At 42.7% G+C, this 25,400-nt stretch carries 22 protein-coding genes; 16 read left to right on the top strand and 6 right to left on the bottom strand.

Annotation, left to right across the window (positions count from 1 at the left end; all coding sequences use genetic code 11):
- Nucleotides 1–19: 19 nt before the first annotated feature.
- From G3569_RS09900 to G3569_RS09925, 6 genes are all read left to right on the top strand, one after another.
- Nucleotides 20–730 carry an RluA family pseudouridine synthase gene (locus G3569_RS09900; RefSeq protein ID WP_165268638.1) on the top strand — a complete coding sequence of 237 codons (711 nt, stop codon included), beginning with the start codon at nt 20–22 and terminating at the stop codon, nt 728–730.
- Between the two features lie 265 nt (nt 731–995).
- Nucleotides 996–1,493, top strand: coding sequence for a Dps family protein (locus G3569_RS09905; RefSeq protein WP_240894679.1), 498 nt, complete (start codon nt 996–998; stop codon nt 1,491–1,493).
- A gap of 41 nt (nt 1,494–1,534) precedes the next feature.
- On the top strand, nt 1,535–1,825 hold the full coding sequence (locus tag G3569_RS09910; protein ID WP_165268640.1) for a sll1863 family stress response protein: 291 nt from the start codon (nt 1,535–1,537) through the stop codon (nt 1,823–1,825).
- Nucleotides 1,826–1,914: 89 nt separating this feature from the next.
- Nucleotides 1,915–2,739 (top strand): mechanosensitive ion channel family protein, encoded by an 825-nt coding sequence (locus G3569_RS09915; RefSeq protein ID WP_165268642.1) that lies wholly within the window; start codon nt 1,915–1,917, stop codon nt 2,737–2,739.
- Between the two features lie 180 nt (nt 2,740–2,919).
- Nucleotides 2,920–5,160 carry a DUF349 domain-containing protein gene (locus G3569_RS09920; protein ID WP_205720122.1) on the top strand — a complete coding sequence of 747 codons (2,241 nt, stop codon included), beginning with the start codon at nt 2,920–2,922 and terminating at the stop codon, nt 5,158–5,160.
- A gap of 160 nt (nt 5,161–5,320) precedes the next feature.
- Nucleotides 5,321–6,184: an MBL fold metallo-hydrolase gene (locus G3569_RS09925; RefSeq protein ID WP_240894680.1), complete on the top strand. Its 864-nt coding sequence runs from the start codon at nt 5,321–5,323 to the stop codon at nt 6,182–6,184.
- An 84-nt stretch (nt 6,185–6,268) separates the two neighbouring features.
- On the opposite strand, the gene G3569_RS09930 is transcribed toward G3569_RS09925, so the two are convergent.
- Entirely contained in the window at nt 6,269–6,739 is a 471-nt protein-coding gene (locus G3569_RS09930; RefSeq protein ID WP_205720123.1) for a hypothetical protein, read from the bottom strand.
- A 168-nt stretch (nt 6,740–6,907) separates the two neighbouring features.
- Between G3569_RS09930 and G3569_RS09935 the strand changes: the two genes are divergently transcribed.
- From G3569_RS09935 to G3569_RS09975, 9 genes are all read left to right on the top strand, one after another.
- The gene (locus tag G3569_RS09935; RefSeq protein ID WP_165268646.1) at nt 6,908–7,522 is read left to right on the top strand and encodes a TIGR04282 family arsenosugar biosynthesis glycosyltransferase; all 615 of its coding nucleotides are present in this window, start codon (nt 6,908–6,910) and stop codon (nt 7,520–7,522) included.
- Nucleotides 7,519–8,211, top strand: a complete 693-nt coding sequence (locus G3569_RS09940) for a TIGR04283 family arsenosugar biosynthesis glycosyltransferase (protein WP_165268648.1) — start codon at nt 7,519–7,521, stop codon at nt 8,209–8,211. The genes G3569_RS09935 and G3569_RS09940 overlap by 4 nt, the downstream gene beginning before the upstream one ends.
- A 229-nt stretch (nt 8,212–8,440) precedes the next feature.
- Nucleotides 8,441–11,653, top strand: a complete 3,213-nt coding sequence (locus tag G3569_RS09945) for a TonB-dependent receptor (RefSeq protein WP_165268650.1) — start codon at nt 8,441–8,443, stop codon at nt 11,651–11,653.
- A 163-nt stretch (nt 11,654–11,816) separates the two neighbouring features.
- Nucleotides 11,817–13,043, top strand: coding sequence for an alkaline phosphatase family protein (locus tag G3569_RS09950; RefSeq protein ID WP_165268652.1), 1,227 nt, complete (start codon nt 11,817–11,819; stop codon nt 13,041–13,043).
- Nucleotides 13,044–13,130: 87 nt separating this feature from the next.
- Entirely contained in the window at nt 13,131–13,469 is a 339-nt protein-coding gene (locus tag G3569_RS09955) for a DUF3470 domain-containing protein (RefSeq protein WP_165268654.1), read from the top strand.
- A 63-nt stretch (nt 13,470–13,532) separates the two neighbouring features.
- The gene (folP, locus tag G3569_RS09960; protein ID WP_240894681.1) at nt 13,533–14,390 is read left to right on the top strand and encodes a dihydropteroate synthase; all 858 of its coding nucleotides are present in this window, start codon (nt 13,533–13,535) and stop codon (nt 14,388–14,390) included.
- Nucleotides 14,391–14,514: 124 nt separating this feature from the next.
- The gene (gene cdaA, locus G3569_RS09965; RefSeq protein WP_165268656.1) at nt 14,515–15,333 is read left to right on the top strand and encodes a diadenylate cyclase CdaA; all 819 of its coding nucleotides are present in this window, start codon (nt 14,515–14,517) and stop codon (nt 15,331–15,333) included.
- An 82-nt stretch (nt 15,334–15,415) separates the two neighbouring features.
- Complete coding sequence (locus G3569_RS09970; protein WP_165268658.1) at nt 15,416–16,288, top strand: DUF4097 family beta strand repeat-containing protein; 873 nt, start codon at nt 15,416–15,418, stop codon at nt 16,286–16,288.
- A gap of 59 nt (nt 16,289–16,347) precedes the next feature.
- Nucleotides 16,348–16,626: a hypothetical protein gene (locus G3569_RS09975; RefSeq protein ID WP_165268660.1), complete on the top strand. Its 279-nt coding sequence runs from the start codon at nt 16,348–16,350 to the stop codon at nt 16,624–16,626.
- A gap of 515 nt (nt 16,627–17,141) precedes the next feature.
- On the opposite strand, the gene meaB is transcribed toward G3569_RS09975, so the two are convergent.
- The 5 genes from meaB to G3569_RS10000 all read right to left on the bottom strand — a co-directional run bounded on the left by meaB (nt 17,142) and on the right by G3569_RS10000 (nt 23,983).
- Nucleotides 17,142–18,239, bottom strand: coding sequence for a methylmalonyl Co-A mutase-associated GTPase MeaB (gene meaB, locus G3569_RS09980; RefSeq protein WP_165268662.1), 1,098 nt, complete (start codon nt 18,237–18,239; stop codon nt 17,142–17,144).
- 184 nt (nt 18,240–18,423) lie between these two features.
- Nucleotides 18,424–18,798 carry an endonuclease domain-containing protein gene (locus tag G3569_RS09985; protein ID WP_240894682.1) on the bottom strand — a complete coding sequence of 125 codons (375 nt, stop codon included), beginning with the start codon at nt 18,796–18,798 and terminating at the stop codon, nt 18,424–18,426.
- Between the two features lie 220 nt (nt 18,799–19,018).
- The gene (locus tag G3569_RS09990; protein ID WP_165268664.1) at nt 19,019–19,720 is read right to left on the bottom strand and encodes a TenA family protein; all 702 of its coding nucleotides are present in this window, start codon (nt 19,718–19,720) and stop codon (nt 19,019–19,021) included.
- Between the two features lie 60 nt (nt 19,721–19,780).
- On the bottom strand, nt 19,781–21,910 hold the full coding sequence (gene scpA, locus G3569_RS09995; RefSeq protein WP_165268666.1) for a methylmalonyl-CoA mutase: 2,130 nt from the start codon (nt 21,908–21,910) through the stop codon (nt 19,781–19,783).
- A gap of 51 nt (nt 21,911–21,961) precedes the next feature.
- Entirely contained in the window at nt 21,962–23,983 is a 2,022-nt protein-coding gene (locus G3569_RS10000; RefSeq protein ID WP_165268668.1) for a methylmalonyl-CoA mutase family protein, read from the bottom strand.
- A gap of 249 nt (nt 23,984–24,232) precedes the next feature.
- Between G3569_RS10000 and G3569_RS10005 the strand changes: the two genes are divergently transcribed.
- Nucleotides 24,233–25,396 (top strand): acyl-CoA dehydrogenase, encoded by a 1,164-nt coding sequence (locus G3569_RS10005; protein WP_165268670.1) that lies wholly within the window; start codon nt 24,233–24,235, stop codon nt 25,394–25,396.
- Nucleotides 25,397–25,400 lie beyond the last annotated feature (4 nt).

Genomic DNA, 25,400 nt, shown 5'->3' on the forward strand with positions numbered 1-25,400 from the left:
TTTTTATACTATTCGCGTTATGGCTGCAAAAAAACGTCCATTCTATATTGTCGAGCAGGATAAGGATATTTTTGTAGTGGATAAACCTGCCGGTTTATTGGCTGTGCCTATCCCAGACAGCAATGTTAAAAATCTGTACGACCTGGTTGCCGATCATCTTGGCAAGCATGGAGTTCGGGTAGGGTGCGTGCATCGTATTGACCGGTATACTAGTGGCCTGATGGTGTTTGCAAAAAATAAAAGGGCCTATGATGATCTCTATGAAAAGTTTCGCAATCATGACCCCAAGCGAACCTACCTTGCTATTGTGCGGGGTATCGTAGAGAAAGATGAAGGTACGCTTGAACATCACCTTAAGCTCATCAAGGATGGATTTCGTAATATCGTGGTTGACCCGGATGAGGACGGAGCCACGCCTGCCCGGTTATCATATAAGGTGAAAGAACGATTTTTTGATAATACGTTGGTAGAGGTTCAACTTGATACGGGGCTCAAAAACCAGATTCGGGTGCAGTTCGAGGAGATCGGTCATCAATTGGTTGGAGATCAACACTATGCGCCCGAAGAGAAGCAAGAACCCCTGATTGACCGGCAGGCCCTCCACGCCTATCGCCTCTCTTTTAAGCATCCCCGAAAACGAAAAACAGTAAAGTGCGAAGCAAAGATACCTGCTGATATGCTTCGTCTTATTGATCGTTTCCGATGGAATAAAGAGAAACATTCCGGCTAGCAAGCCGGTTATATATCTTCCGGTATAAGTTACTTCCTATCTGTCTTATAAATACCTTCTATTGGTGTGTTGGAATGAATACCTCGATATTCATGTAGTGATAATTCAACAATTTACCAGCAACAAAAAGTTATGGTTATACAAGTATTTAAAGAGTTACTCTGTGAGTTAATTGCAGAAATATTTGAAGTTACAGATCGCACAAAAGAGTGTAGATGGAATTGTAACTGCAACAAATAATTAAACAGGCAAGAGGTGTTCAGAAATGAGTACCACAACAATAGAAAAGAAAGAGATGGATATTAATATTGGGATTGCTGAAGAAGACCGAAAAGCAACAGCCGATGCATTGTCAAGGGTATTAGCAGATTCATACTTGCTATATCTTAAAACGCACAATTATCACTGGAATGTAACCGGTGAGCTGTTCCACTCTTTGCACGAACAGTTCGAGGAACAATATACCGAACTCGCTGATGCAATAGATGAGATTGCAGAACGAATTCGTGCGCTGGGATATCGTGCTCCGGGAACATTTAAAGAATTTAATGAGTTAACTTCTATTGAAGAGGAGTCCGAAGAACCCGAAGCTTTGGAGATGGTTCGACGACTGGCAATAGGCAATGAGCAGGTACTGCGTACCGCACGACAGGCGCTGGAACCTGCAAAAGAAGCCGAAGATGAGGCAACAGTAGATCTGTTGACTCAACGGCTTCATGTTCACTCAAAAACAGCCTGGATGTTACGAAGTCATCTCGAATAGCAATGGGCTTTATTGAAATACTAATTTAACCCTTGAGCATTATGGCTACCCGAGAAGAATACATTAATAAGTTAGAAAATAAGCTCAGAGAGTGGAATACGCAGATCGATGAGTTGCAAGCAAAAGCCAATAAAGAATCACAAGATCTAAAAGCAACGCTCGAAGAGCGAATTGAAGTGTTATCAAAAAAGCGTGAAGCCCTTAAATTGAAGCTCAATCAGATTAAGGATTCCGGGGATAAAACCTTTGAGGATATTAAGTCTGATACCGAGCAGCTCTGGGGCGACGTAAAAAAAGGCATATCCGAAATTCGAGAAATCGTTAAGGGATAAATAGGTATTTTTCTTTATCGAAGAAGGCAGTACATTAATGTGCTGCCTTTTTTATTTACAGTTTAAATTCAAGACAGATTGCTAAAAGTATGGAAGAATTTCGTTCAATTCTCGAGAAAATGATGCCCCAGTTAGTTGAATACGGCTTAAAAGTAGCAGGGGCAATATTAATTTTAGTGGTAGGATGGACCGTGGCGGGATGGTTTAGCAAGAAAGTACGACGCCACTGTGAAAGCTCCCAAACTATCGATGACACCTTAACTCCGTTGTTGGCAAAGCTCACAAAGATATTAGGGCTTACAGTTGTCGTAATTTTTGTACTGAATATGGTGGGCATTCAAACAGCAAGCCTCGTGGCGGTGTTAGGAGCCGCAGGACTTGCAGCCGGTTTGGCATGGCAGGGTACCCTTTCGGATGTTGCTGCGGGGGTTATGCTATTGGTGATGCGGCCGTTTAATGTGGGTGATTCAGTAGATATTGCCGGTACATCAGGCACAGTAGAGGAGATAGGACTGGTAATAACAAAGATTAACACCTTTGACAATGTGGCTGTTGTCTTGCCCAACTCCAATGTATGGGGGAATAATATTAAAAATATGTCTGTCAACGAGAAGCGGCGCTTAGATTTGGTCATTGGTTTTGGTTATGATGATGATATCGATCATGCCATGGAAACAATTAACGAAATTCTTGAAAAGGAGGATCGTGTGCTAGCTGATCCCGAACCGCAAGTTGCCGTCTCTGAACTTGGAGGCAGCTCTGTAAATCTAATTGTTCGTCCTTGGGCAAAAAAAGAAGATTTTTGGTCATTAAAATATGACCTTACGAAACGTATTAAAGAGCAATTCGATGAGGAGGGTATCAATTTCCCTTATCCTTCAAAAGATGTATACCTGCACAAAGATGTCGGTTGATTAAGTAACTAAAAGGTGTTCCCTGTTATGCCTGGAGGGGATTTTGCTAAGCTGATATTGTTATTCGTATACGAATTGTAATAAGTTCTCTAGAAATATTATCTTAGTTAATCGTTATAAGCATCTAGCGTTAAATCAGAATTGCCAAGAGCTACAACAGAGGTTTCTGTGAATACTACTATGGAAGAAAACGAAAAGACATCCGAATACTTGTACGAGGATGAAGACGTATTTTTAACTGAAAATAATGAGCTTTTTCTGAAAAAGGGATTACAGGGAGATCAGAAGAAATTATGTGAGGTCCCGGCCGATGAAGTTAAAGACAAAATTGCTGAACTTGAGGAGACCTTTGCTGCATTAAAAGAGAAGGTTGAGCAGGCCCTTTCTGGTCAAGAGGTAACAGAAGAGTTGCTAGACTCTCTGCAAAAAGAAGTTCAGGCTACGATAGGTATTGGAGATTTTGGTAGTTTGCTGAATCGTATTGAAGATGCAGGAGTAGCTGATAAAGATGAAAGTGAGGATGAAGCTGAAGCTGCTGCAGAAGAAGTAGCTGAAGATCAAGTAGAATCTAAAGAAGCTGAACACGAAGAGTCTGAGGAAGTATCACAGGAATCTACTGATCAGACGGGAGCTGAAGAAGTAGAAACAGAAGACGATTCTACTGACGAAGATGAAAAGCCTGAAGAAGCAGCTGCTAAAGCCGAAAATGAGGGGAGCGACGAGTCAACAGATGAGGAGGCTGATGAAGACCCTGTAACATTTTATAAGAATATTGTTAATAAAGCCCAAGAGCTTGCCCAGCAAACCGATTGGTCGTATGTGTCTGCAGAATTCGACAATCTTAGCCACAAATGGGCCGACGGTCCTGATACCGATTCTGATAAAGTTAAAAAGCTTTTCCAAAAGTTTAACAAAACGGTCGATAAATTTGAGGAGCGGAAGGAAGAGCACTATGCTAAACAGAAAGAGAAGCGGCAACAGAATTTAGAGACTAAAAAGAAACTGCTTAAAGAGTTTGAAGGCATCGTTTCTAACGAAACCTGGACGGCTACCAAGCGTGTAGGACAGATAAAGCAACAGTGGAATAGTACGGGGCCGCTTCCTTCCGGTAAAGGTGATGAGTTGGACGAGCGTTTTGAAGAGTTGCTCGAAATCTTTAATGAGCATAAGGTAGATCGGCTGGTACAAAAGCGGCAACAAGAAGAAGATAACCTGATGCTAAAGCTGACGGTTCTTGAGAAGATGGAAAAGGTGGCCGGTTCTATTAATCACGAAACCACCGAGTGGGATGAGCTGGAAGAGAAGTTTGAAGATCTTACCAAACAGTGGAAAAAGATTGGCCGTGTTCCCAAAGATAAGGCTAATAATGTATGGGAGCGTTATAAGGCTGCCCAGGATAAGTATTACGATCAAAAATATAAGCATGATCCCGAACATCAGAGTAAGGTAGATCGCTTTTATCATAAAAAAGAGAAGCTCTGTAAAGAGGCCGAAGCACTTCTTGAAGAAGAAGATCTGGCTATTGCTGCCCGAAAGATTAATAAGTTGCATCGCCGGTGGAAGAAGGTGGGTAACTTGCCGCAACGAACAGAAGATAAATTGTGGAATCGCTTTAAGGAAGCGACGGATGCTTTTAATGAGAAAAAAGCGAATAATCGGGATAAGATTGAAGAGCTTGAAGAGAAGCATTACCAGCAAAAGCTGGAGCTGATCGATAAAGCAAATGCTATTAAAGATACGGATGACTTTGAAAAAGGGCATTCGCAAATGCAGAGCTATATGGATCGCTGGAAAAAGATTGGACCTGTACCCCGGAAAAAGTCCAACAAGATATGGAAGAAGTTTAAAGGGGCTATGGATGAGTTCTACGATCGCCGTCGAGAACACTTCAAAGAAGTAAAAGAAGAGCGAAAAGAAAACCTGGAAAAGAAAAAAGAGATTCTTGAAGAGCTTCGAGAGCTCGGTCGCCACGAAGATCCTATTGAGGCTGTTGAGATTGCAAAAGGGCTCCAAGAGAAATTCAAAAACGTAGGTTATGTGCCCATAAAGCAAAAAAATAAAATGTGGAAACAGTACCGGGAGGTCTGTGACGTCATTTATGATCGGATGCGGGCAGCTAAGTCAGGTGATAAATTTGACCAAGAGTTGGCTAAGGCAGATTTGAACCCTGAAGAACGTAACCAAATTCAAGAATTGCGGAAGGAGTATAAAAAAGTTAAAAAAGAGGTCCGCAGTTTAGAGAAAGAGGTTCTGCAATACGAAGAGAAAAAAACATATTTTAAGCCTAGTAATGGGGGCAATAGTTTGTTGGACGAGGTCGAAAATAAGATTGAAAACCTCGAGCAAGAGATCGAACAGAAAAAGCAAAAAATGGAGGAGCTAACAGACCAAATGGAAGATATCCGTGAGGCGTCGGCTTAATGGGGAAAATTTGCTTTTCTTATTGGTTCCGCTATTTTTACAACAATTAACGAATGTGTCCTTCTTGTATCAAGGTTAGGGCTTTTTTTAAAAAAATAGGTCAACAAATATGAATAGATGACCTGTCTTGTTGTAATTGATTAACTTCCAAAGGAATTGCATGGGCGATAAGAATGATCAGATAAGCATTGTTTTTTGGGGCGTCCGTGGGTCAACCCCTTGTGCGAATAAAGAAAATATGGTCTACGGGGGCAATACCACCTGTGTGCAAGTGGATATTCCACAATCCGATGAAGTGCTGATACTTGACAGCGGCACCGGTATTCGCAATTTAGGGAATACTATAAATGGCAACGGAAAAGTTCGGGGACGGATATTTATTACTCATCCCCACTGGGACCATATCCAGGGCTTTCCTTTCTTCAAACCTATTTATGGTTCCAATAATCAGTTTGAGATTCACATGCCCCAACAAGAAGACGGCGGGTGCAAAGAGATTTTATCGGGGCATTTGACGAAAACATTTTTCCCGGTAACGCTGGAGATGATTGATGCCAACCTCAAATATATAACTCAGCCCCCGGAGGAAATTGAATATGAGGGATATAGTATGGAGTACATGCTGGCTAACCATACTACTAATACTGCTATTTATAAGCTGGAATGTAACGGTCATACGATAATTTTTTGCCCGGATAATGAACTTGACCCGGAAGCTATTAAAGCAGGAAAAGAGTATTACAGTCGGTTGATGAGTTTCTTTGAGGGTGCCGATATTTTAGTTCACGACGGACAGTATGATCTTGAATCGTATGAAGGAAAACATGGGTGGGGGCATTCGGCCTGGGAGGTTGTTGTTGATTTTGCCCGACAGGCAAACGTGAAGAATCTATTTATAACTCATCATGATCCTGATTCTACAGATAGGGTGTTGGCTGATCTTGATGAAAAATTACAGCGAGAATATGCGCCGTATTTTAATACTATTGAGCTCGCTAAAGAAGGGACTCAGCTATTAATATAAAAAGGGATGCCGTCAAGCATCCCTTGTATTCATATATTAAGGAGCTTTTTAAAATATGTTGACCAAAAGTCCAGTATCGGTTACTTAAAGATAAAGTCGTACGCCTATACCGCCATCCACGTCGAAGCTGGTTTCAGGAGCTATATTGATTACGGGAACAACCTCAAAGAAAAAACCTATGGGTGAATCTTCCAGCAGATAATTTAACCCTACGGGAATTCGGGCGCCGATGAGGTCAGTATCCCCTAAAACTACTCGGCCGCCAATACCATAGTAGATAGGAAGGGTACCTGAATCAATTTCATTAAATGTTTCGTAATTATGCCATAGATAGTCGGCATGTATGTTAATGGCTTCATATCGCCCAAAAGACCAAGCCATTCCGGCGTCTATGGCATTACCGCCGCCAGTCCAGGTTTTTAAGCTAAGGCCAGTAGGTTCACCAACGATGAATCCAATTCCAAGATCTTTATCAGCATCTTGGGCAGCTGAGATATTATTTAGAGAAACGACTAGAAAGGCTGACAGTACTGTTACAATAAGTAGCTTTTTCATAATTGAAGTAATTATTTTCAGAATTAGTTAGTAAGATATATGCTGGATCATTAGTCCAATTAAATTGTTTAGCAGGTATAATGTTCCGTACCCTGAGCACGGGACGCTTCGTTAATTAAATAGAGATGCCTGCCGTTGTTTGAATGCTATTATAACAAAGCTTGGTATATGAATAATTCACAGAAAAACGTGTTAGTTGTGTTTGTAAAAAATCCAGAGGTGGGTAAGGTTAAAACCCGCTTAGCTAAAACGGTTGGCGCCGATGTTGCATGCCGTGTATATCACCAATTATTGCAGTTAACCAGACAAAGGGCAAAGAAAATTACGTGCGCCAGGCAACTGTGGTACTCCGATTATATTGATCACAATGACGAGTGGAACGAAGATTATTTTGAAAAGAAATTGCAACAAGGCAATGGTCTGGGAGAACGAATGAGCCATGCATTTCAACATGCTTTTTCAGAAGGCTTTGAACAGGTGGTACTTATCGGGAGTGACTGTGCAGAGCTGAAAGAAAAGCATTTAAGAAAAGCATTTAGGACCTTGCAAAATGTTGATGTAGTGATTGGTCCCTCAAAAGATGGTGGGTATTATTTGTTGGGGATGAAAGAGTATCTTCCCGGCCTTTTCGAAAATATAGAATGGAGCACGTCGCAAGTTTTTAAGGAGACTATATATCGCATTAAAAAGCTGGATATGACTTATGAAGTTTTAAGTGAGTTGAACGATATTGACACTGAAAAAGATCTACAGGAATCTTCCTTAAACCTACAGAGTCAATGAAGATAAGTGTAATTGTTCCGGCTTATAATGAGGAGGAATGTATTGACCGAACAATAAAAACAGTTAGAGAGAGGGCCGGATTATCTGTTAATGAAGTTATTGTAGTTGATGGGGGGAGCTCAGATAATACAGAGGCCATAGCTCAGCAGACCTCTGCAACCGTTTTTGTATCTCCCCAAAAAGGACGTGCGGCTCAAATGAATTATGGGGCCAGGCAAGCGACCGCTGATATACTCTATTTTTTACATGCTGACAGTGTGCCTCCCCAAGATTTCGATCAAAAGATAATAAATACGGTAACCCAAAAAGCACCGGCCGGTTGCTTTAGGTTGGCTTTTGATCATAACCACTGGTTGTTACAGAGTTATGCCTGGTTCACAAAGTTCGATATTGATGCCTTTCGGTTTGGAGATCAAAGCTTGTTTATTAAAAGGGAGCACTTCTTCTCCATTGATGGTTTCAGAGAAGATCATTTACTGATGGAGGACAATGAAATTGTACGGAGGATTAAAGAAAGTTATGCTTTTTCTATCATAGATGATACTGTAACAACCTCGGCTCGGTCATACCAAAAAGTGGGAGTTATCAAGCTTCAGCTTTTATTTGTTGTGATATACCTGTTATACTTTTTGGGGGTAAAACAAGAGTATTTGTTGATGCTCAAAGAAAAAGCACTCCGAGAAGGATAACACTGTTAACTAGCTGCAAACCGTATTTCGGTATTTCAGAGTTAACAGTATGCTAATCTTAGATTTTTTATTTTTATATCGCTCTGGGAAAAGGGATGGTAGGTTGTTTATTTCAGCTTCCAATCTCAGATTATATGCTTAAAAGGTTAAAGCATGTAAAAAGCCCATGAGTGGTTAAGAATTGATTCACTTATCAAATCACTAATTTAAACGAACATATCTATCGATTATGAAACGTTACTTATCTATTCTGGTTGCAGTATTGCTGCTCCCAATGGTAATGTTTGCCCAAGGTATAACGTCCGGTTCCATAGAGGGAACGGTTGTTGATACAGAAGGTGAACCATTGCCTGGTGCAAATGTTGTAGCTATACATCAACCAACTGGTTCGCGTTATGGTACGGCAACACGCCCAAATGGCAAGTTCACATTTAACAGTGTACGTGTTGGTGGGCCTTACCAAATTCAAGTTACTTTTGTTGGTTTTGATGCTAAGAAAAAGGAAGTTCCTAATGTTCAACTTGGAGAGACCATTGAGGTAAATTTCACCTTAGCAGAAGGACAGTTGGCTCTTGATGAAATTTCTGTAGTTGCTCAGGTTGATGAAACGTTTAACCGTGACAGGACAGGTGCCGGAACGAATATTAGTAGTGAAGACATGAACCAAACGCCGACTTTATCTCGCTCGCTGGGTGATTTTACCCGATTGACTCCGCAAGCTACTGGCGGTGGAAGTTTTGGTGGAGATAATGACCGTTTTAATAACTTATTGGTTGATGGTGCAACTTTGAATGATGTCTTTGGCTTAGGTGAAGGTACTCCCGGAAGTCAGGCTGGTGTTAGTTCGCCAATTAGTATTGATGCTATCGAAGAGTTTAATGTTGATATAGCTCCTTTTGAAGTTACCAATAATAACTTTACCGGTGGACAAATTAATGCTGTTACAAAGAGTGGTACCAATACCTTTACCGGTTCTGCCTACTACCAACTACACAATGAGAGGTTTGTTGGAAACTATATCACAGAGGATGGCCAGACTTCTGAAGATATAGAAACATTTGATGAAAAATACCTTGGCCTCACGTTGGGCGGTCCTATTATTGAAGATAAACTTTTCTTCTTTGTAAATGGAGAGTTTAAACGGGAAACGGCTCCCATTACAGGTGGAATTATGGGAAGTAGTCAGGATAATAGTTTTGATGTTCCTGCTTCAACCTTTTCTGAAATTCAAAATATCGCACAAAACAAATATAATTATAATCCTGGAAGTTTTGGGAATAACCTTGACCAGAAACAGGATAATAATAAGATTCTTGCTAAAATTGATTGGAACATTAACCAGGAGCACAAGTTAACTTTTCGATACAATTATGTGGATGCAACGGACAATGAAGGTATCGGTCGTGGTTCGTCATCTTATAGTTTTTCTAATCGACAGTACAACTTCAATAGTACGCAAAATTCATATGTAGCTGAGTTAAACAGTAGCTTTGGCAATAATACATCCAATACCTTCCGCGCGGTATATACTCGTATTCGAGATTCAAGAGATGTGGTTGCAGATCCATTTCCTCAAGTAAGTATTGAGGTCCCGTTAGAAGACGGTGGTGATACCGGTAATATTTTAATGGGAATTGATCGATTTTCTCAGGCGAATGCTTTGGATCAAGATTTGATCGAAATTACGGATAACTTCACCTACATCCGCGGAAACCACGAATTTACTATTGGTACCAGTAACCAGATTTTTAAATTTAGAAATCTCTTTGTTCAAGATGATTTTGGGAATTATTCATTTGAACCAATAGGAGAACCTGGTGATCCCAATTATGTAAGTGCAGTTGAAATGTTCGAAAGAGGTAATCCCACTTACTATAATTATAGTTATCTCCTTGATGATGGTAATCGGGCAGCTGAGTTTAATGCTCTTCAATTGGGTGCGTATGTGCAAGATAAGTGGACCGTACAGCCGAATTTAAAGCTTACCTTTGGTTTGCGTGTGGATGTCCCCATTATGCCTGATGATCCTACTTATAATCCAGATGTACCTGATGCGTTTCCTGGATATAGTACAGATCGTGTAGCAAGTGGAAACATTCTCTGGTCCCCCCGTTTCGGTTTTAACTGGGCTCCAGAAACTGGAGAGTACACTACACAAATTCGTGGTGGGGCAGGAATCTTCTCTGGAACACCTCCATTTGTATGGATTTCCAACCAGTACAGTAATACTGGTGCTGACTATGGACGTGTATCTGCTGGTTTTTGGGAAGCTAATTGGGGTGATGGGTTCTTTAGTCCAGATCCAAATAACCAACCTAAGCCTGGTGGTAGTAATGGGTTACCATCAGTTGAAACAACTGAGGTTAACTTGATTGAAAAAGATTTTAAGTATCCTCAGGCCGCTAAGTTTAATTTAGCTGTAGATCAGGATCTTCCGTATGGTGTTACTGCAACATTGGAGGGTGTCTATTCTAAATCAATAAATGCTGTTGTTTATAGAGACATAAATCTTGAGCAAGTGGGCACTTCAATATACGGGCGTCCAATGTATGGAACTGTCTTTGAGGGACGATATAATAATGCCTCTGAGAATCCTGCATATGTAGATCAAAGGTTTACTAATGCATTGGTATTGGATAATACGGATAAAGGATACAATTATACTATTACCAGTGAGTTGAATAAACAGTTCGATTGGGGGTTGAGAGCAAATGTCTCTTACACCTATAATCGTTCAGAGAATGTAAATAATGGTACTTCAAGTCGGGCTATTTCTAACTGGACATATAATGAGGCTAAGGATAAAAATGATCCTCGAATTGGGACGTCATATTTTGAACAGCGTCACCGCATTTTAGCGAATGTTGGATATACTTTCTCTTGGGCTGATCGTTTCAGAACAACAGTTTCTGTTATTTACGATGGTCACTCAGGGGCACCCTTTAGTTGGATATATGATGGTAATGCCAATGGTGATTCTGGAGATGGTCGATATCAAAACGACCTTGTCTATGTTCCGGCTTCTGAAGATGAAATAATCTTAGAGTCTAATAATTGGAATGAAATGAATGACTTTATTGCCAGCAATTCTTCATTGAATGATTACCGTGGTGAGATTGTTCCGAGAGGATCTGCGCGTGCTCCTTGGTCTAATTTCCTTGATTTACGGATTAATCAAGAAATTGAAACATTTAGTGGACAAAAGGTGGAGATTACCGCCAGCATGTTTAATGTGTTGAATTTCTTGAATGAGGATTGGGGTAAGCGTGAGTATGTATCCTATAATACTTATCAGCCATGGACAATTAAGGAATATGATAATGCAACAGGTAAACCTATTATTTCCTTTAATCCTGATGAAGTTTCTGAGGATCGAATTTATAGTACGAGCAACCTTGGTTCCAGATGGCAGATGCAGATTGGTCTTCGTTATTCATTCTAACGAGTTGCCAATAGTTTGATTTTATAGGGCAGTCCATTCGGGCTGCCCTTTTTTATTTTAAAATGATTTCACAAAGCTGAGATGTAATACCACAGATAATGCGTTATCTTTAGACGAAAGTGATTTTGCTTAAATTGAAGTTTTGAAAACGATTACACGGTTTATGAAACGACGTTTACTTACCATCTTACTATTGGCAGTATGTACTGGTTTATTGGGGTGTAGTAGTGAACAGCAACCCAACCCCCCAAAAACACTGCTGATTTCTTTTGATGGTTTTGGCCACAACTATCTGCATAAGGCCGATACCCCAAATTTTGATACGCTAGCTGCCGGTGGAGTTCAGGCCGAAGGATTAATCCCCGTTTTCCCCACTAAAACCTTTCCCAATCACTATTCCATAGCCACGGGGCTGTATCCCGAAAACACCGGTTTCATAGGGAACACTATGTACGATCCCAAGTGGGAGGAGTGGTATCGCATTCGGGATCGCGAGGCCGTAGAAAATGGCAAGTGGTATGGGGGAGAGCCGATCTGGAATACGCTCGAAAAGCAGGGTATTAAAACCGGCACGATGTTCTGGGTAGGTTCCGAAGCCGATATACAGGGGATGCGCCCCACCCATTGGAAAAGGTATAACGATGATATGCCCGGCAAAGCACGTATTGATACCGTTATTAAATGGATGGCAGCACCCGGTGATAGAGTCGTGAACTTTGCTACACTTTATTACAGTGATGTAGATAGCAAGGGACATCGTTACGGCACGAAATCTGATTCCGTAAAGCAGGCTATCAAGCGTGCCGACCGTCTTATGGGCTATCTAAAACAGCAGATGGAGAAAAGTAGCCTATGGGAGAATACCAATATTATAATCGTTTCGGATCACGGCATGGTAAACCAGTCGGCCGATAAACTCATCCGGTTAGATAATATTATTAACATGGAGAATACCGGTCGGGTTATTTGGGGGCCAATGACGATGATTGAGCCGAAAAATGGTAAAAAAGAGGAGGTTTACCGGGGGCTTAAATCCGCCGAAAATAATTACAAAGTGTATAAGAAAGAGGATCTGCCCGAGCGCTATCATCTTAAAAATCACCGGCGCGTAGAAGATATTGTGATGGTGGCTGAGTTGGGATACACCATTCTGGATGAAGAATATGAGCAGCGGTTTTTAAACTCATTGCCCCGCGCTACCCACGGATATGATAATAACAATAAAGAGATGCAGGCTTTATTCCTTGCACGAGGTCCCGCCTTCAAAAGTGGAGCAGAAGTAGAAGCATTTCAAAACATCCATATTTATGAATTAATTAATCATCTCATGGGTACTGAGCCGACGCAGAACGATGGTTCCGTCGATAGCGTTAGAGTGCTTCTAAATTAAGGTTTCTTGCCGATAAACGTTGCATCTATCCGATGAAGCCGAGATATTTAGTCCAAATTTAAAACAGCAACAGAATAGAAGAACCTGATGGCTTACGTAGTAACAGAACCGTGCATCAACTGTAAGTATACAAACTGTGCAGCAGTATGCCCTGTTGATGCTTTTCGGGAAGGGCCTAACTTCCTGACGATAGATCCGCTAGAATGTATTGATTGTGATGCTTGTGTGGCTGAATGTCCGGTAGAAGCGATCTATCCTGATGATGAAGTACCCATGGAGTGGGAGCATTATATTGATTTAAATGAGCAGCTGGCCGAAGAGTGGGCTGATCACATTATCAACCAAACCACAGAAGAGATGGAAGATGCCGATGAATGGGCCGAAGTCGAAGAAAAGCTCGAACATCTCGAAGAAAGCTGGGGCTAATTTTGTTACCAGTTAATGGTTATTGGTGTGACCTAATAACCATTAACCAATAACTGATGATTTATGATGAGTAAGGGTGTCTCCTCCTATCAATTAGATCTTAGAGATAAAACGATCAACCTTTCTACTCCTCACATAATGGGGATTCTCAACGCCACGCCTGATTCTTTTTCTGATGGCGGCCGGTTTAACCAGGTGAAAGATGCGATGGCACGCATCCAGGAGATGATATTGCAGGGGGCTGATATTATTGATGTGGGCGGTGAGTCTACACGCCCGGGTTCTGACCCTGTTGCTCAAAAAGAGGAGCTGGATAGGGTAATTCCCATTCTTGAAAAAGCTATTCCGCAATTCCCTGATACCCTTTTTTCTGTGGATACCACGAAATACGAGGTGGCCCGGCAAGCTCTTAAGCTGGGTACGCACTTTATAAATGATATAAGTGGACTGAAAAAAGAGCCTCGCTTTGTTGATCTCTGTGTGAAATATAATGCAGCCTATATTATGATGCACTCACAGGGAGATCCTAAGAATATGCAGGAAGATCCCACTTATGAGCACGTTGTGAATGATATATACCGATTTTTTGATGAGCAGTTGGAGCGGGCGAAAGAAAAAGGGCTTAAGCAGATTATCATAGATCCGGGTATCGGTTTTGGGAAAACGTTGGACCACAATCTGGAGTTGCTTGCTCATTTGGAAACGTTTAAAGCCTTAGGTCATCCCATTATGGTTGGGGCTTCCCGAAAGTCTATGCTCGGTACCATTCTTAATGATCGTCCAACGGAGGGACGCATTACCGGTACGGTAGCTCTGCACTATGATGCAATGAGAAAAGGGGCCAAAATAATACGAGTTCATGACGTGAGGGAAGCACACGATTCATTACTGGTTTATAACGCTATTACTGATAAAGAATAGTAGTAGTTTTGGGGAAATTCTTTATTCAGTGCCTGCTATTTTATTTATTGAAGTACCGCAAAAAACTTCTCCAAATTATCGTTATATTCTTTTAAAGAATATTTAGTTAATCGAGGTATCCCCATTGATTCCCATAGGTTTCCTGGAATTTGGTATTAAGGACTTTATCGAAGTTCTGATTATTACCATGGTACTTTTTTATTTGTACCGATGGATACGGGGGACCTTTGCCATCCAGGCGGCTGTTGGGCTGGTCTTTATTATTGTGATCAACGCAGTAGTGAGTGCAGCGGGCCTTACCACTATAAATTTTATTCTGCGCGGTATTTTGGATGTAGGGGTGTTGGCTGTATTTATCATTTTTCAACCTGAAATACGCAAGCTGCTTTATAGGCTGGGACAAAACACCAACTTGGATCGCCTTTTTGTCCGCTCCAATCCTGATACCATTATCGATGAAGTAATTGATGCGGTACGTACGATGGCGCAGTCAAAAACGGGGGCGCTTATCGTTTTTGCCCGCAGCTCTTCACTACAAGACTTGGTAGATGTGGGGGTTAAGCTGGATGCCAAAGTGAACAGCCAGTTACTGCAGACGATCTTTAATAAACATACGCCCCTGCATGACGGGGCCGTGGTCATCAGAAATAACAGAATGGTGGCGGCCAGCTGTTATTTACCTATTTCTCAAAATCAGAATATTTCTTCTGTGTTTGGGACCCGTCACCGGGCAGCGGTAGGAATTACCGAAACCAACAATGTATTTGTAGTGGTGGTATCCGAAGAAACCGGGCGCATATCTATTGCCCGCAACGGTTCACTTACCAGTGGACTTACCATACAGAAGTTGCGCAGTGAAATGAATGAAGCACTGGGTGAGCAGGAGATCGAAGATGACGAGGTAGCATTTTCTCCCAGCCAGTCCGAGCTTAACTTGAGCTAATTCTTTTTTCAAAATTCATAACAATTTTCTCTTGCTCTCGTAATGGTATGCTGACTAACAATTAAAACAGATCAGTATTCCCATGAAAATATTGAAGCTTTTATTTCTTTTGGCAGCTACGTTAATAATGGCAAATGCCGTTTATGCGCAGGACGGTGTTTTTAATCTCGACAGAGAATATCAGGTTAATTCTGGCGGAACAGTTCACCTGAGCAGTGATGATGCAGAGGTGACTATTGAGGGTTCTGACCGTTCCAGTGTACACTTGGTAGTTTATCGCAATATTGATGTGGATGGGTGGAAGTTAGGATCTCGTGGAGAATTTGATATCGAAGTAGAGGAACGAGGAGGAGATCTTTATATACAAGAAAAAAATTCTGAAGAGTTTCGACTTTTATTCGGCAGTGTAGAAGAAGAGTATAGAATTACGTTAGAGGTGCCTTCCGATATATCTTTAGATCTGCAGGGGGATGATGACGATTATGAAATTTCAGATATCCAAGGCAGCTTTTCTGTGAATGCCGACGATTCAGATCTGGATCTGAGCAATATGACCGGTGACGATTTTAGTTTCGATATCGATGATGGCAGTATTCGTATGGATCAAACTCGGGGGAGCCTTAAATTAAGGATGGATGACGGTGATATGTATGTGCGACAGGGAAATTTTGATGAAATTGATGCGTACTTGGATGATGGAGAAGTAGATATCACAACCTCACTCGCCAATGATGGACTCTACATTTTTGATTTCGATGACGGAGACCTTGAGCTGAATATTACTGGAGGAGGGGGTCAGTTTGATATCCGTCACGATAATGCTGGCATCAGAACAGATAACTCCTTTGAAGAGTTGGACCGGGATGAACGACGTTCGTTATACCGATTGCTTGGTGGAGAGGCTCGCATTGAAATTGATATCGATGACGGAGATGTGGAGCTGAGAACGATGTAACATACAGTAGGGCGAACTCAAAGTATAAAGGTGGCTGCTCATATGAGCGGTCACCTTTATTGTTTTATCCGAACTCCTACCTTTCGTTGGGCGACTGGGTTTGTCGTCCGGCGAATCATAAAGGCAATAACCTTTGGGGTATTCCTTTCCTTAGCAAAAGCAATGTCATCCGCCCTACGGCGGATCTCCTTGAAGAAGTTCGCGTAAAATATAAAGTCAGCCTTCATCTACTAACCAATCGTTTCAGAGAGATTGCCACGTCGTACCGTCAAACCACGGTACTCCTCCCCGCAAAAACGGGGCACCGCGCAATGACGGGCGTTGATTTCAAAATTTAAAAGCAGTGTCACTGCGAGGGATTCCGGTTATTTTCCGGAAGACCGCGGCAGTCTCCCTTTCTTGGTTCGTGTAGAATCTAAAAGGCAAGAAAAAGCCTCCTCCGGCGGAGGGTTGGGCTATTGATTTAACAAAGATAACAAGGATTGTTTCCCATATTGATGTCTGTTTACGATTTGTGAGAGTATATTGGTATGTAGCTGATAGAAATTACCAGTATATGTGTTGTCCATTTTTTGCCAGCATCCGCCGAAAGTCGGACCAGCAAAGCTGGAAGAACGAAAAAACTGCTGGGGGAATCGTAGATTTTGTACTAGTTAAAGAAATGAGTTAGGGCGTTGCTCTATCTCTTCAGTTGCTATGAAGCTGGGTTTTCCCGCGATTCCCCCAGACCCCCAGATTTAAAACATATGTTCTCCTACCTTTCGTCGGGCGACTGGGGTTGTCGTCCGGCGAATCATAGAGATTGAACAAATGTAATAGAGCACCTTGCTCCAGTTTTTAACCGCTAACCAAACTACTTGATACTCTTAAAGTAGAGATCTAGCAGCATTTGGGCTGCCTTAAAAGAGCTAAGTTTCCCTTCTAACACCTTTTTTTCTATGGATCGTTTTTGTTTTTTTACATCGGGGTTATCATAGAAATGGTCAGTCAGCTTATTGCTAATGGTATCATACATCCAGTGTTTGGCCTGGCGGTTGCGCTTATCTTGGAAATAGCCATTTTCTTTGGTGAGTTTCATGTACTTTTGGATGATGTCCCAAATTTCCTCGATCCCTTTCCCGGTTAAGGCCGAACAGGTTGTTACCTCCGGCGACCAGCCGGATTTCGTTTCGGGATAGAGATGCAAAGCATTTTTATACTCCCGAACAGCCTGGGTGACTGTCTTTTCTGCGGCTTCATCAATTTTATTAATGGCAATGGTATCAGCCATCTCCATAATACCTCTTTTGATACCCTGCAGTTCATCACCGGCCCCGGCCAGCATTAACAGCAGAAAGAAATCGACCATAGAATGTACAGCCGTTTCTGATTGGCCCACGCCTACCGTTTCAATAAAGATGGTATCATATCCGGCCGCCTCACAAAGGTAGATCGTTTCGCGTGTTTTTCGTGCTACGCCGCCCAGAGAGCCCGCCGTGGGCGAGGGGCGGATGAATGCATCGTCGTTGGTAGCAAGGGTCTCCATGCGCGTTTTATCGCCCAGTATGCTGCCTTTGGTTCGGGTGCTGCTTGGGTCAATGGCCATCACCGCCAACTTCTTTCCCTGTTCTATGATGTGGTTCCCCAATGATTCAATGAAGGTGCTTTTGCCAACGCCGGGTACCCCGGTAATACCAATACGGATAGAATTTCCGGTATCAGGCAAACACTCTTCAATAATATCCTGGGCCAGCTCCCTGTCTGAGGCTTTGGTACTCTCAATAAGGGTGATTGCCTGGCTGAGAATGGTACGGTCTCCGCTTTTGATACCGTTCACATAATCCTCAAGACCTAGGGACTTTCGTTTGTTTTTAAAACGGTCCAATCCCTTGGTATTAATGGAGTTATTTTGATCTACTCCTTTGTTGACGGAAAGTGAAGAATCGTTATTTGGATCTGAGTTTTCAGGCATTACAAAAACTTATATATACTCCCCAAAAACGGGAGATAAAATTTATCCCTCCTCGAGGAGGGTGCCCAAGCCCGTGAGTTTTCGGGATTGGGCGGGAGGTGTATGTTTAAATAGAAGTGAGGTTTGACACCCCACCCTTCGGCACAAAACCCAGCCGAAGTACTCCCCTCAAGGGGAGATGGTTTTAGGTATTAAGTTTTATCCAATTTTCAATTATTTGAACTACAGAATCAATATCCTGTTTAATTTCCTTATTATCGAATCTAAGAAAATGTATATCATAGGATTCTATTTTTTGTTGTCGCTCTAAATCTTCGGTACTAGCCTGGGGATGTTGGTGAACACCACCGTCTACCTCAATAGCCAGCATTAATTCATGGCAGTAGAAGTCAACAATAAACTCAAGTATGGGTACTTGACGATGGAATTGATAGCCCAACCTCTTTCTCCTGATTCTTTGCCATAATAGCACCTCGGCATGAGTCATATTCTTCCGGAGGTTTCTCGCCAACTTTTTAAGCTCAGGGTTATATGGGATTATTTTGTTTTTCGACATCATGATTAGTAAATGGACACCCATCTGTCGCGAGGCGACTTTTCCCTCCGAGGGGAGATAAAATTTATCCCTCCTCGAGGAGGGGGCCCGAGCCCGTGGGTTTTCGGGATTGGGTGGGAGGTGTATGTTAGACTAAAATGAGGTTTTACACCCCACCCTTCGGCTCAAAACCCAGCCGAAGTACTCCCCTCAAGGGGAGATGGTTCGACAGATATTATGGTTTTTATAAATAAGCACTATCAAAAAATGCTTGTTCACAATCCAGTGATTGTTCAAATAATTCTGAAATTTCCTGCTGTCTTTCTGTAGAAAGTGTTGGACCAATTTGATCAAGTTGATTTCGTAGCCAGTCCACAAATGAACGGAATTCGGGATTAGCATGTAAGCTAACCCATTCACCAAAATAAAACTTTGAATAAGAACGTTCTGATATCCGGCTGGCCCAGCTTAGGTAGCTCCATTCAGCAACAATAAATACTGTAATTATGTTGGCATAATTTAATGATCGTCCTGCCTCGGCCATGAGCTGTTGAAATTTTTTCGTTGCCGGCAGTAGTTGTGGATCAGTTTGATCCTTTTCAGGGATATCTAAAGCCTCGAAAGATCGCTGAAAATAGGTATTCTCTTCACTGGTTACTTGCCCCAAAAAATTGACCAAGGGAATCCGATCCTCCAGTGAGGGAGCGGTACCAATGGCATGGCCGATAAGTTTTACCAGTTGATCAACAAACGCATAGTCTTGTACCAAGTATTGGCTGAATGTATCTTTATCCAAAGATTCTTCTCCCAGTTCATTGGTAAAACGGTGATTTATGACAGACTCCCATTTCTCTTGATGTATTGCTTTAAGCCAGTTTGTAAAACGACCATTAGACTTTTGTTCTGTCCATTCTTCAAAAGAAGTTTTTGATTGTAGCGTATCCATTCAGTTAACGTTACACTTTCCAAGTGTTAGACAACCGGAAAGCTTTATTCAAATTTTCATTTACTTTTGACTATCGATTAATATCTCTAAAATCTGTTGAGCGGCAAGGGAAATCACCGTACCCGGACCAAAAATACCAACAACTCCTTTATTATATAAAAACTCATAATCTTGTTCAGGGACAACCCCACCCACAATTACCATAATATCATCGCGGCCCAGTTTTTCAAGTTCATCAATAACCTGGGGAACTAGAGTTTTATGTCCGGCTGCCAGGCTCGAAACGCCCAAGATATGGACATCATTTTCTACCGCTTGTCGTGCAGCTTCTTCGGGGGTTTGGAATAGTGGACCGATATCAACATCAAAGCCGAGGTCGGCAAAGCTGGTAGAGATGACTTTTGCTCCGCGATCGTGACCATCCTGCCCCATTTTTGCGACCATAATACGGGGACGCCTACCTGCCAGTTCGGCAAAATCGTCGGCCAGCTGTTGGGCCTTTTTAAAGTTTTCGTCTTTATCAATTTCTGAAGAATACACGCCTGATACTGATCTTACGGTTGCTTTGTAGCGCCCGAACTCTTTTTCCATCGCATCGGAAATTTCACCGAGCGTGGCTCGTTTACGGGCTGCATCGACGGCCAGTTCAAGGAGATTTCCATCTCCACTTTCTGCCGCTTGGGTTATGGCATTGAGAGCTGAAGTAACTTCGTCCTCATTGCGTTCGGCACGTAATTTTTCAAGTCGTGCAATCTGCTTCTTACGTACCTTTTCATTATCAACCTCAAGAATATCAATCGGCTCTTCTTTGTCAAGCTGATATTTGTTGACGCCCACAATAGTTTCTTGTCCCGAATCGATACGAGCCTGTTTTCGTGCTGCGGCTTCTTCGATGCGCATTTTGGGTACGCCCGTTTCAATGGCTTTGGCCATACCGCCCAGTTCTTCTACTTCCTCGATGAGCTCCCAGGCCCGACGGGCAATTTGCCCGGTAAGGTACTCTACATAATAGGATCCGGCCCAGGGATCTACCGCTTTGGTGATACCTGTTTCTTCTTGCAGGTAGATCTGTGTGTTACGGGCAATACGTGCAGAAAAATCGGTGGGCAAGGCAATAGCTTCATCAAGGGCATTGGTGTGCAGGGATTGGGTATGCCCCAGTGCCGCGGCCATTGCTTCCGTAGTAGTACGCGCTACATTGTTATAAGGATCTTGCTTGGTAAGGCTCCATCCGGAAGTTTGGCTGTGCGTACGCAGGGACATCGACTTGGGGTTTTCGGGGTCGAATTGTTTTACCAGTTTAGCCCATAGAAGTCGGGCAGCACGCATTTTAGCGATCTCCATAAAGTGATTCATCCCAATAGCCCAAAAAAAGGAGATCCGCGGAGCGAAATCATCAACATTAAGCCCTGCATCTATTCCCTTGCGCAAGTATTCAAGTCCATCGGCCAAAGTGTAGGCCAATTCAATATCGCAGGTGGCCCCGGCTTCTTGCATGTGATAGCCGCTCACACTGATGGAGTTAAATTTTGGCATATGTTGGGATGTATACTCAAAAATATCACCAATAATACGCATGGAGGGGCGCGGCGGATAGATGTAGGTATTGCGCACCATAAACTCTTTGAGGATATCGTTCTGTATGGTGCCGGCCAGCTTTTCTTTGGATACCCCCTGTTCTTCAGCGGTGACAATATAAAAGGCCATAATCGGGATAACGGCCCCGTTCATCGTCATCGATACCGACATCTCATCAAGTGGAATCTGGTCAAAGAGCACTTTCATATCTAGAATTGAATCGATAGCAACACCGGCTTTCCCTACATCTCCGGAAACACGGGGATGATCGGAGTCGTAGCCCCGGTGGGTGGCAAGATCAAAGGCCACCGACAATCCTTTTTGTCCCTGGGCCAGGGCTTTGCGATAAAACTCGTTGGATTCTTCGGCGGTAGAGAAACCGGCATATTGGCGTATTGTCCACGGACGAAAAGTGTACATCGTAGAATAGGGCCCGCGGAGATAGGGAGGAATCCCTGCCGCATAATCCAGGTGCTCAAACTCTTCAATATCAGAGGCATCGAATTGGGGCTTTACGGGAATTTGTTCCGGGGTTTCCCAGTTTTCGCCGTTTGTGGACTTGTCGGAGTCAAAGTCTGAGGTAAATGATATCTCGGAAAAATCAGGTCTCATAATAATTAGGATTTAGGAATTAAGAATTAAGGATGAACAAATTCCTAATTCCTAATTTTCAATTATATCAAGTTTATTTTGAAAGCGTTTGAGTGTTTCCAATACATTGCATTTTGCGTGGATAAAGTCGTCAATTCCTGCTTCTTTAAAATCCTCTATCTTATCTTTCGGATAGCCTGCCAACACAAGAATAGGTCGTTTTTCCAGCTTGCTAAAAGCCTCACAAATAGCAGGTACCAGGTCGTTGTATTCTTTATCAGAACTGCAAAGGACTGCAATATCGGGCTGCTGTTCCTTCACGGCTTTTTGGGCAGCTTCCACATCTTCAAAACCGATAGGTTCTTCAATATTGTAGCCGGCACATCCAAAGAAGTTTGCTGAAAAGGTAGAGCGCCCTTTACGCCATTTTTTGTGACCCAGCGGAAGCGTTAAAACCTGTGGCGTAAACGAATGATTTTCCGTTGCCAGCCGCAGCTTTTCAAAGGCAACTGCCCCTCGGTATGGAGCGACTGTTCTAATTTTATGTCTCCCGAAATCGAAAAGGTCGGGAGCAATATCTCCCAGTTTTGCACCTTCTTTAAAAGCTGTTGATAAGCTGTCAAGGAGATTGTCATTATCCAGGTCTATCTCACTGTCGCTGGTATCAAGAGAGACCGACCGGCGGGGACTTCCTTTTTTATCTGCCATCTCTTCATCGGCATTTGAATATTGATTTGTCCCCACAAATGTTCGTCCCCGGCACGCAATTTCCTGATCTCTTCTTTGTTGCGTTTCGTGTATCGCAGATTGAACGGTGCCATTTTCTATAGATTGAAATAGTCCCCCCTCATTCTCAATCTCCTGAAATAAGGTCCATGCCTTTCGTCCGATGGAATCAGTAAGTTTTTCGATATAATAGGAGCCGGCCGAAGGATCTGTCACCTTATTTAAATGTGATTCCTCACTGAGGATAAGTTGTTGATTGCGTGCGATACGCTGTGAAAAATGATTCGGCTGACGAAAATGCTGATCGAAAGGGAGGATGCTCATCGCATCTGCTCCCGCAATAGCAGCGGCCATCCCCTCGGTAGAAGTACGCAGCATGTTGGTATAGGGATCGTAGAGCGTTTTATTCCACTGTGAGGTCTCAGAATGTAGATATGCTTCCGCTTTTGAACGGTCTCCATAGGCGTTCAGCAAGTTTTTCCATAGTAAGCGCATGGCTCGCAGTTTGGCAATTTCTAAAAAGTATCTGGAGCCGACAGAGAAGTTAAAATGAAGTGCAGCAGTAATATCCGTGACACTAAGTCCCCGTTCTGTTAATAAAGAAAGGTATTCCGATGCAGTTGCCAAAGCATACGCCAACTGTTGAACAATGGTAGCACCCGTATTGTGATAGAAGCGTGCATCAATACAGAGTGGCCGCACACTTGGTAAACTTTTTGTGGTAAAGGATCTGAGCTCGTAAATCTCTTCTTCCAGCTGTTCTTTATCCTTGGGATACTGTCCCTTTTCAAGGATATAGACAAAAGGATCATAAGAGAAGGTGCCCCGGATGTCAGTACGGCTGCTTCCCTGCTTTTGGATTTCATTGTTGAGCATGCCCAGTACCGCAGCAGAAGCAAGGCCCGTATCAAAGTGCAGGGCCGTATTTTCCAGGGAGATATCGCTGCAAAGCGTTGAAAAATCGTGCTGATTTTGTAGAGGCAAGCCACGCAGGTCTCCACCAAGGGCCCCCTCGGTACGTTGCACACGCATATAGAATTGCAGGGCATCGGCTCCGCGGTTCAGGGCGTGATGCGCATCTTTATTGGCAGATTCTGCAGACTCCGCAAAGACAGGAACTCTGATCTCCCATGCGTTTGGGTTGCCATCCGCAAAGTGCTTTTGGATAGCTTCTTCGCGTTCAACAGCAGACATATCTTCTCTGCGATAAAATGGGAGTGGAGAGATGCCCTCGCCGGTATCCCATCGAAGTTTATCCTTATAATCTGCCCCGTTAAGATCTTTGGTGATAACATCTTCCCACTCATCAGTAGGCGTTGGTGGAAACTCCTCAAAAAGAGATTTTATCGTCGTGTCGGAATCACTCATAATAATTTTTTGATCACAATTTTCGCTCATCAAAATAATGACCTTACTCTTACTTTACTAACATGTTGGCTAAGAAGTGCGATTTTTTTAGTCTGACGGAGACCAAATTTATATATAGAATGTATAACGGATAAAATGTTTTGCATATTCTTTTCACCAGATGCAAATTTTGCCCCGATTTTTTATTCACTTATTACTATATTGGGCCACTGAAATTTGAACAATTATGAACATGAAGGAAGCTATTCTATGGAACAGGTAGAACAACAGGTACCCGCACTAACCACGCTAACCGAAGATGAGAAAATGCTTAGGGATGCTGCACGCGATTTTGCAGAAAGCTCCATCAAGCCGAAAGTGCATGAGATGGATGAGAAGGCCAAGCTGGATCCCGATCTGGTGCAAGAGTTTTTTGATATGGGATTGATGGGCATCGAGATCCCTGAGCGTTATAGCGGAGGCGGCGGTTCTTTCTTTATGTCTATTGTTGCTATTGAGCAGATCTCTCGTGTTGATGCTTCGGTCGGGGTTTTTATGGATGTGCAAAATACCCTTGTCAATAATGCCTTTCTGAATTTTGGAAGTGATGATATTAAAGAACGATATCTGCCCCAGCTTGCTACTGAGAAAGTTGGTGCCTACTGTTTGTCGGAAGCGGGGTCAGGCAGTGATGCTTTTGCTTTGAAAGCTTCAGCAAAAGATGAAGGTGATCACTACGTGCTCAATGGTTCAAAAATGTGGATTACCAATGCCAATGAAGCCGATATCTTCTTAGTGTTTGCTACCGTAGATGCCGATGCAGGTTATAAGGGTATTACGGCTTTTATTGTCGAAAAAGATTTTGAAGGTTTCTCAGTTTCAAAGAAAGAGAATAAGCTGGGCATTCGGGCGAGTTCTACCTGTGAGATTCTCCTTGAAGATTGCAAAGTGCCCAAAGAAAATGTGCTGGGCGAAGTAGGCAAAGGTTATAAAGTGGCTATTGAAACGCTAAACGAAGGTCGTATCGGTATTGGAGCACAGATGATTGGTATTGCCCAGGGAGCGCTGGATGCAGCACTTGAATATACTCAGGAGCGTGAGCAGTTTGGAAAGTCTATTTCAGATTTCCAGGGTGTCCAGTTCCAGTTGGCTAAGATGGCGACTGATATTGAGACTGCTCGCCTGTTGGTCTATAATGCAGCCCGAATGAAAGAGAATGGTCAAAAATTCTTAAAAGAAGCGGCTATGGCAAAGTATCACGCCTCAGAGGTAGCCGAAAGCGTGAGTTCACAGGCTGTAGATCTCTTTGGCGGATATGGCTATGTGAAAGAGTATCCTGTAGAGAAATTTTATCGTGATGCGAAGATTGGTAAGATCTACGAAGGGACATCAAATATGCAGCTCAACACAATATCAAAGCTGCTTTTGAAATAGTAGT

It is taken from the genome of Fodinibius halophilus, assembly GCF_011059105.1.
Lineage (GTDB): Bacteria > Bacteroidota > Rhodothermia > Balneolales > Balneolaceae > Fodinibius > Fodinibius halophilus.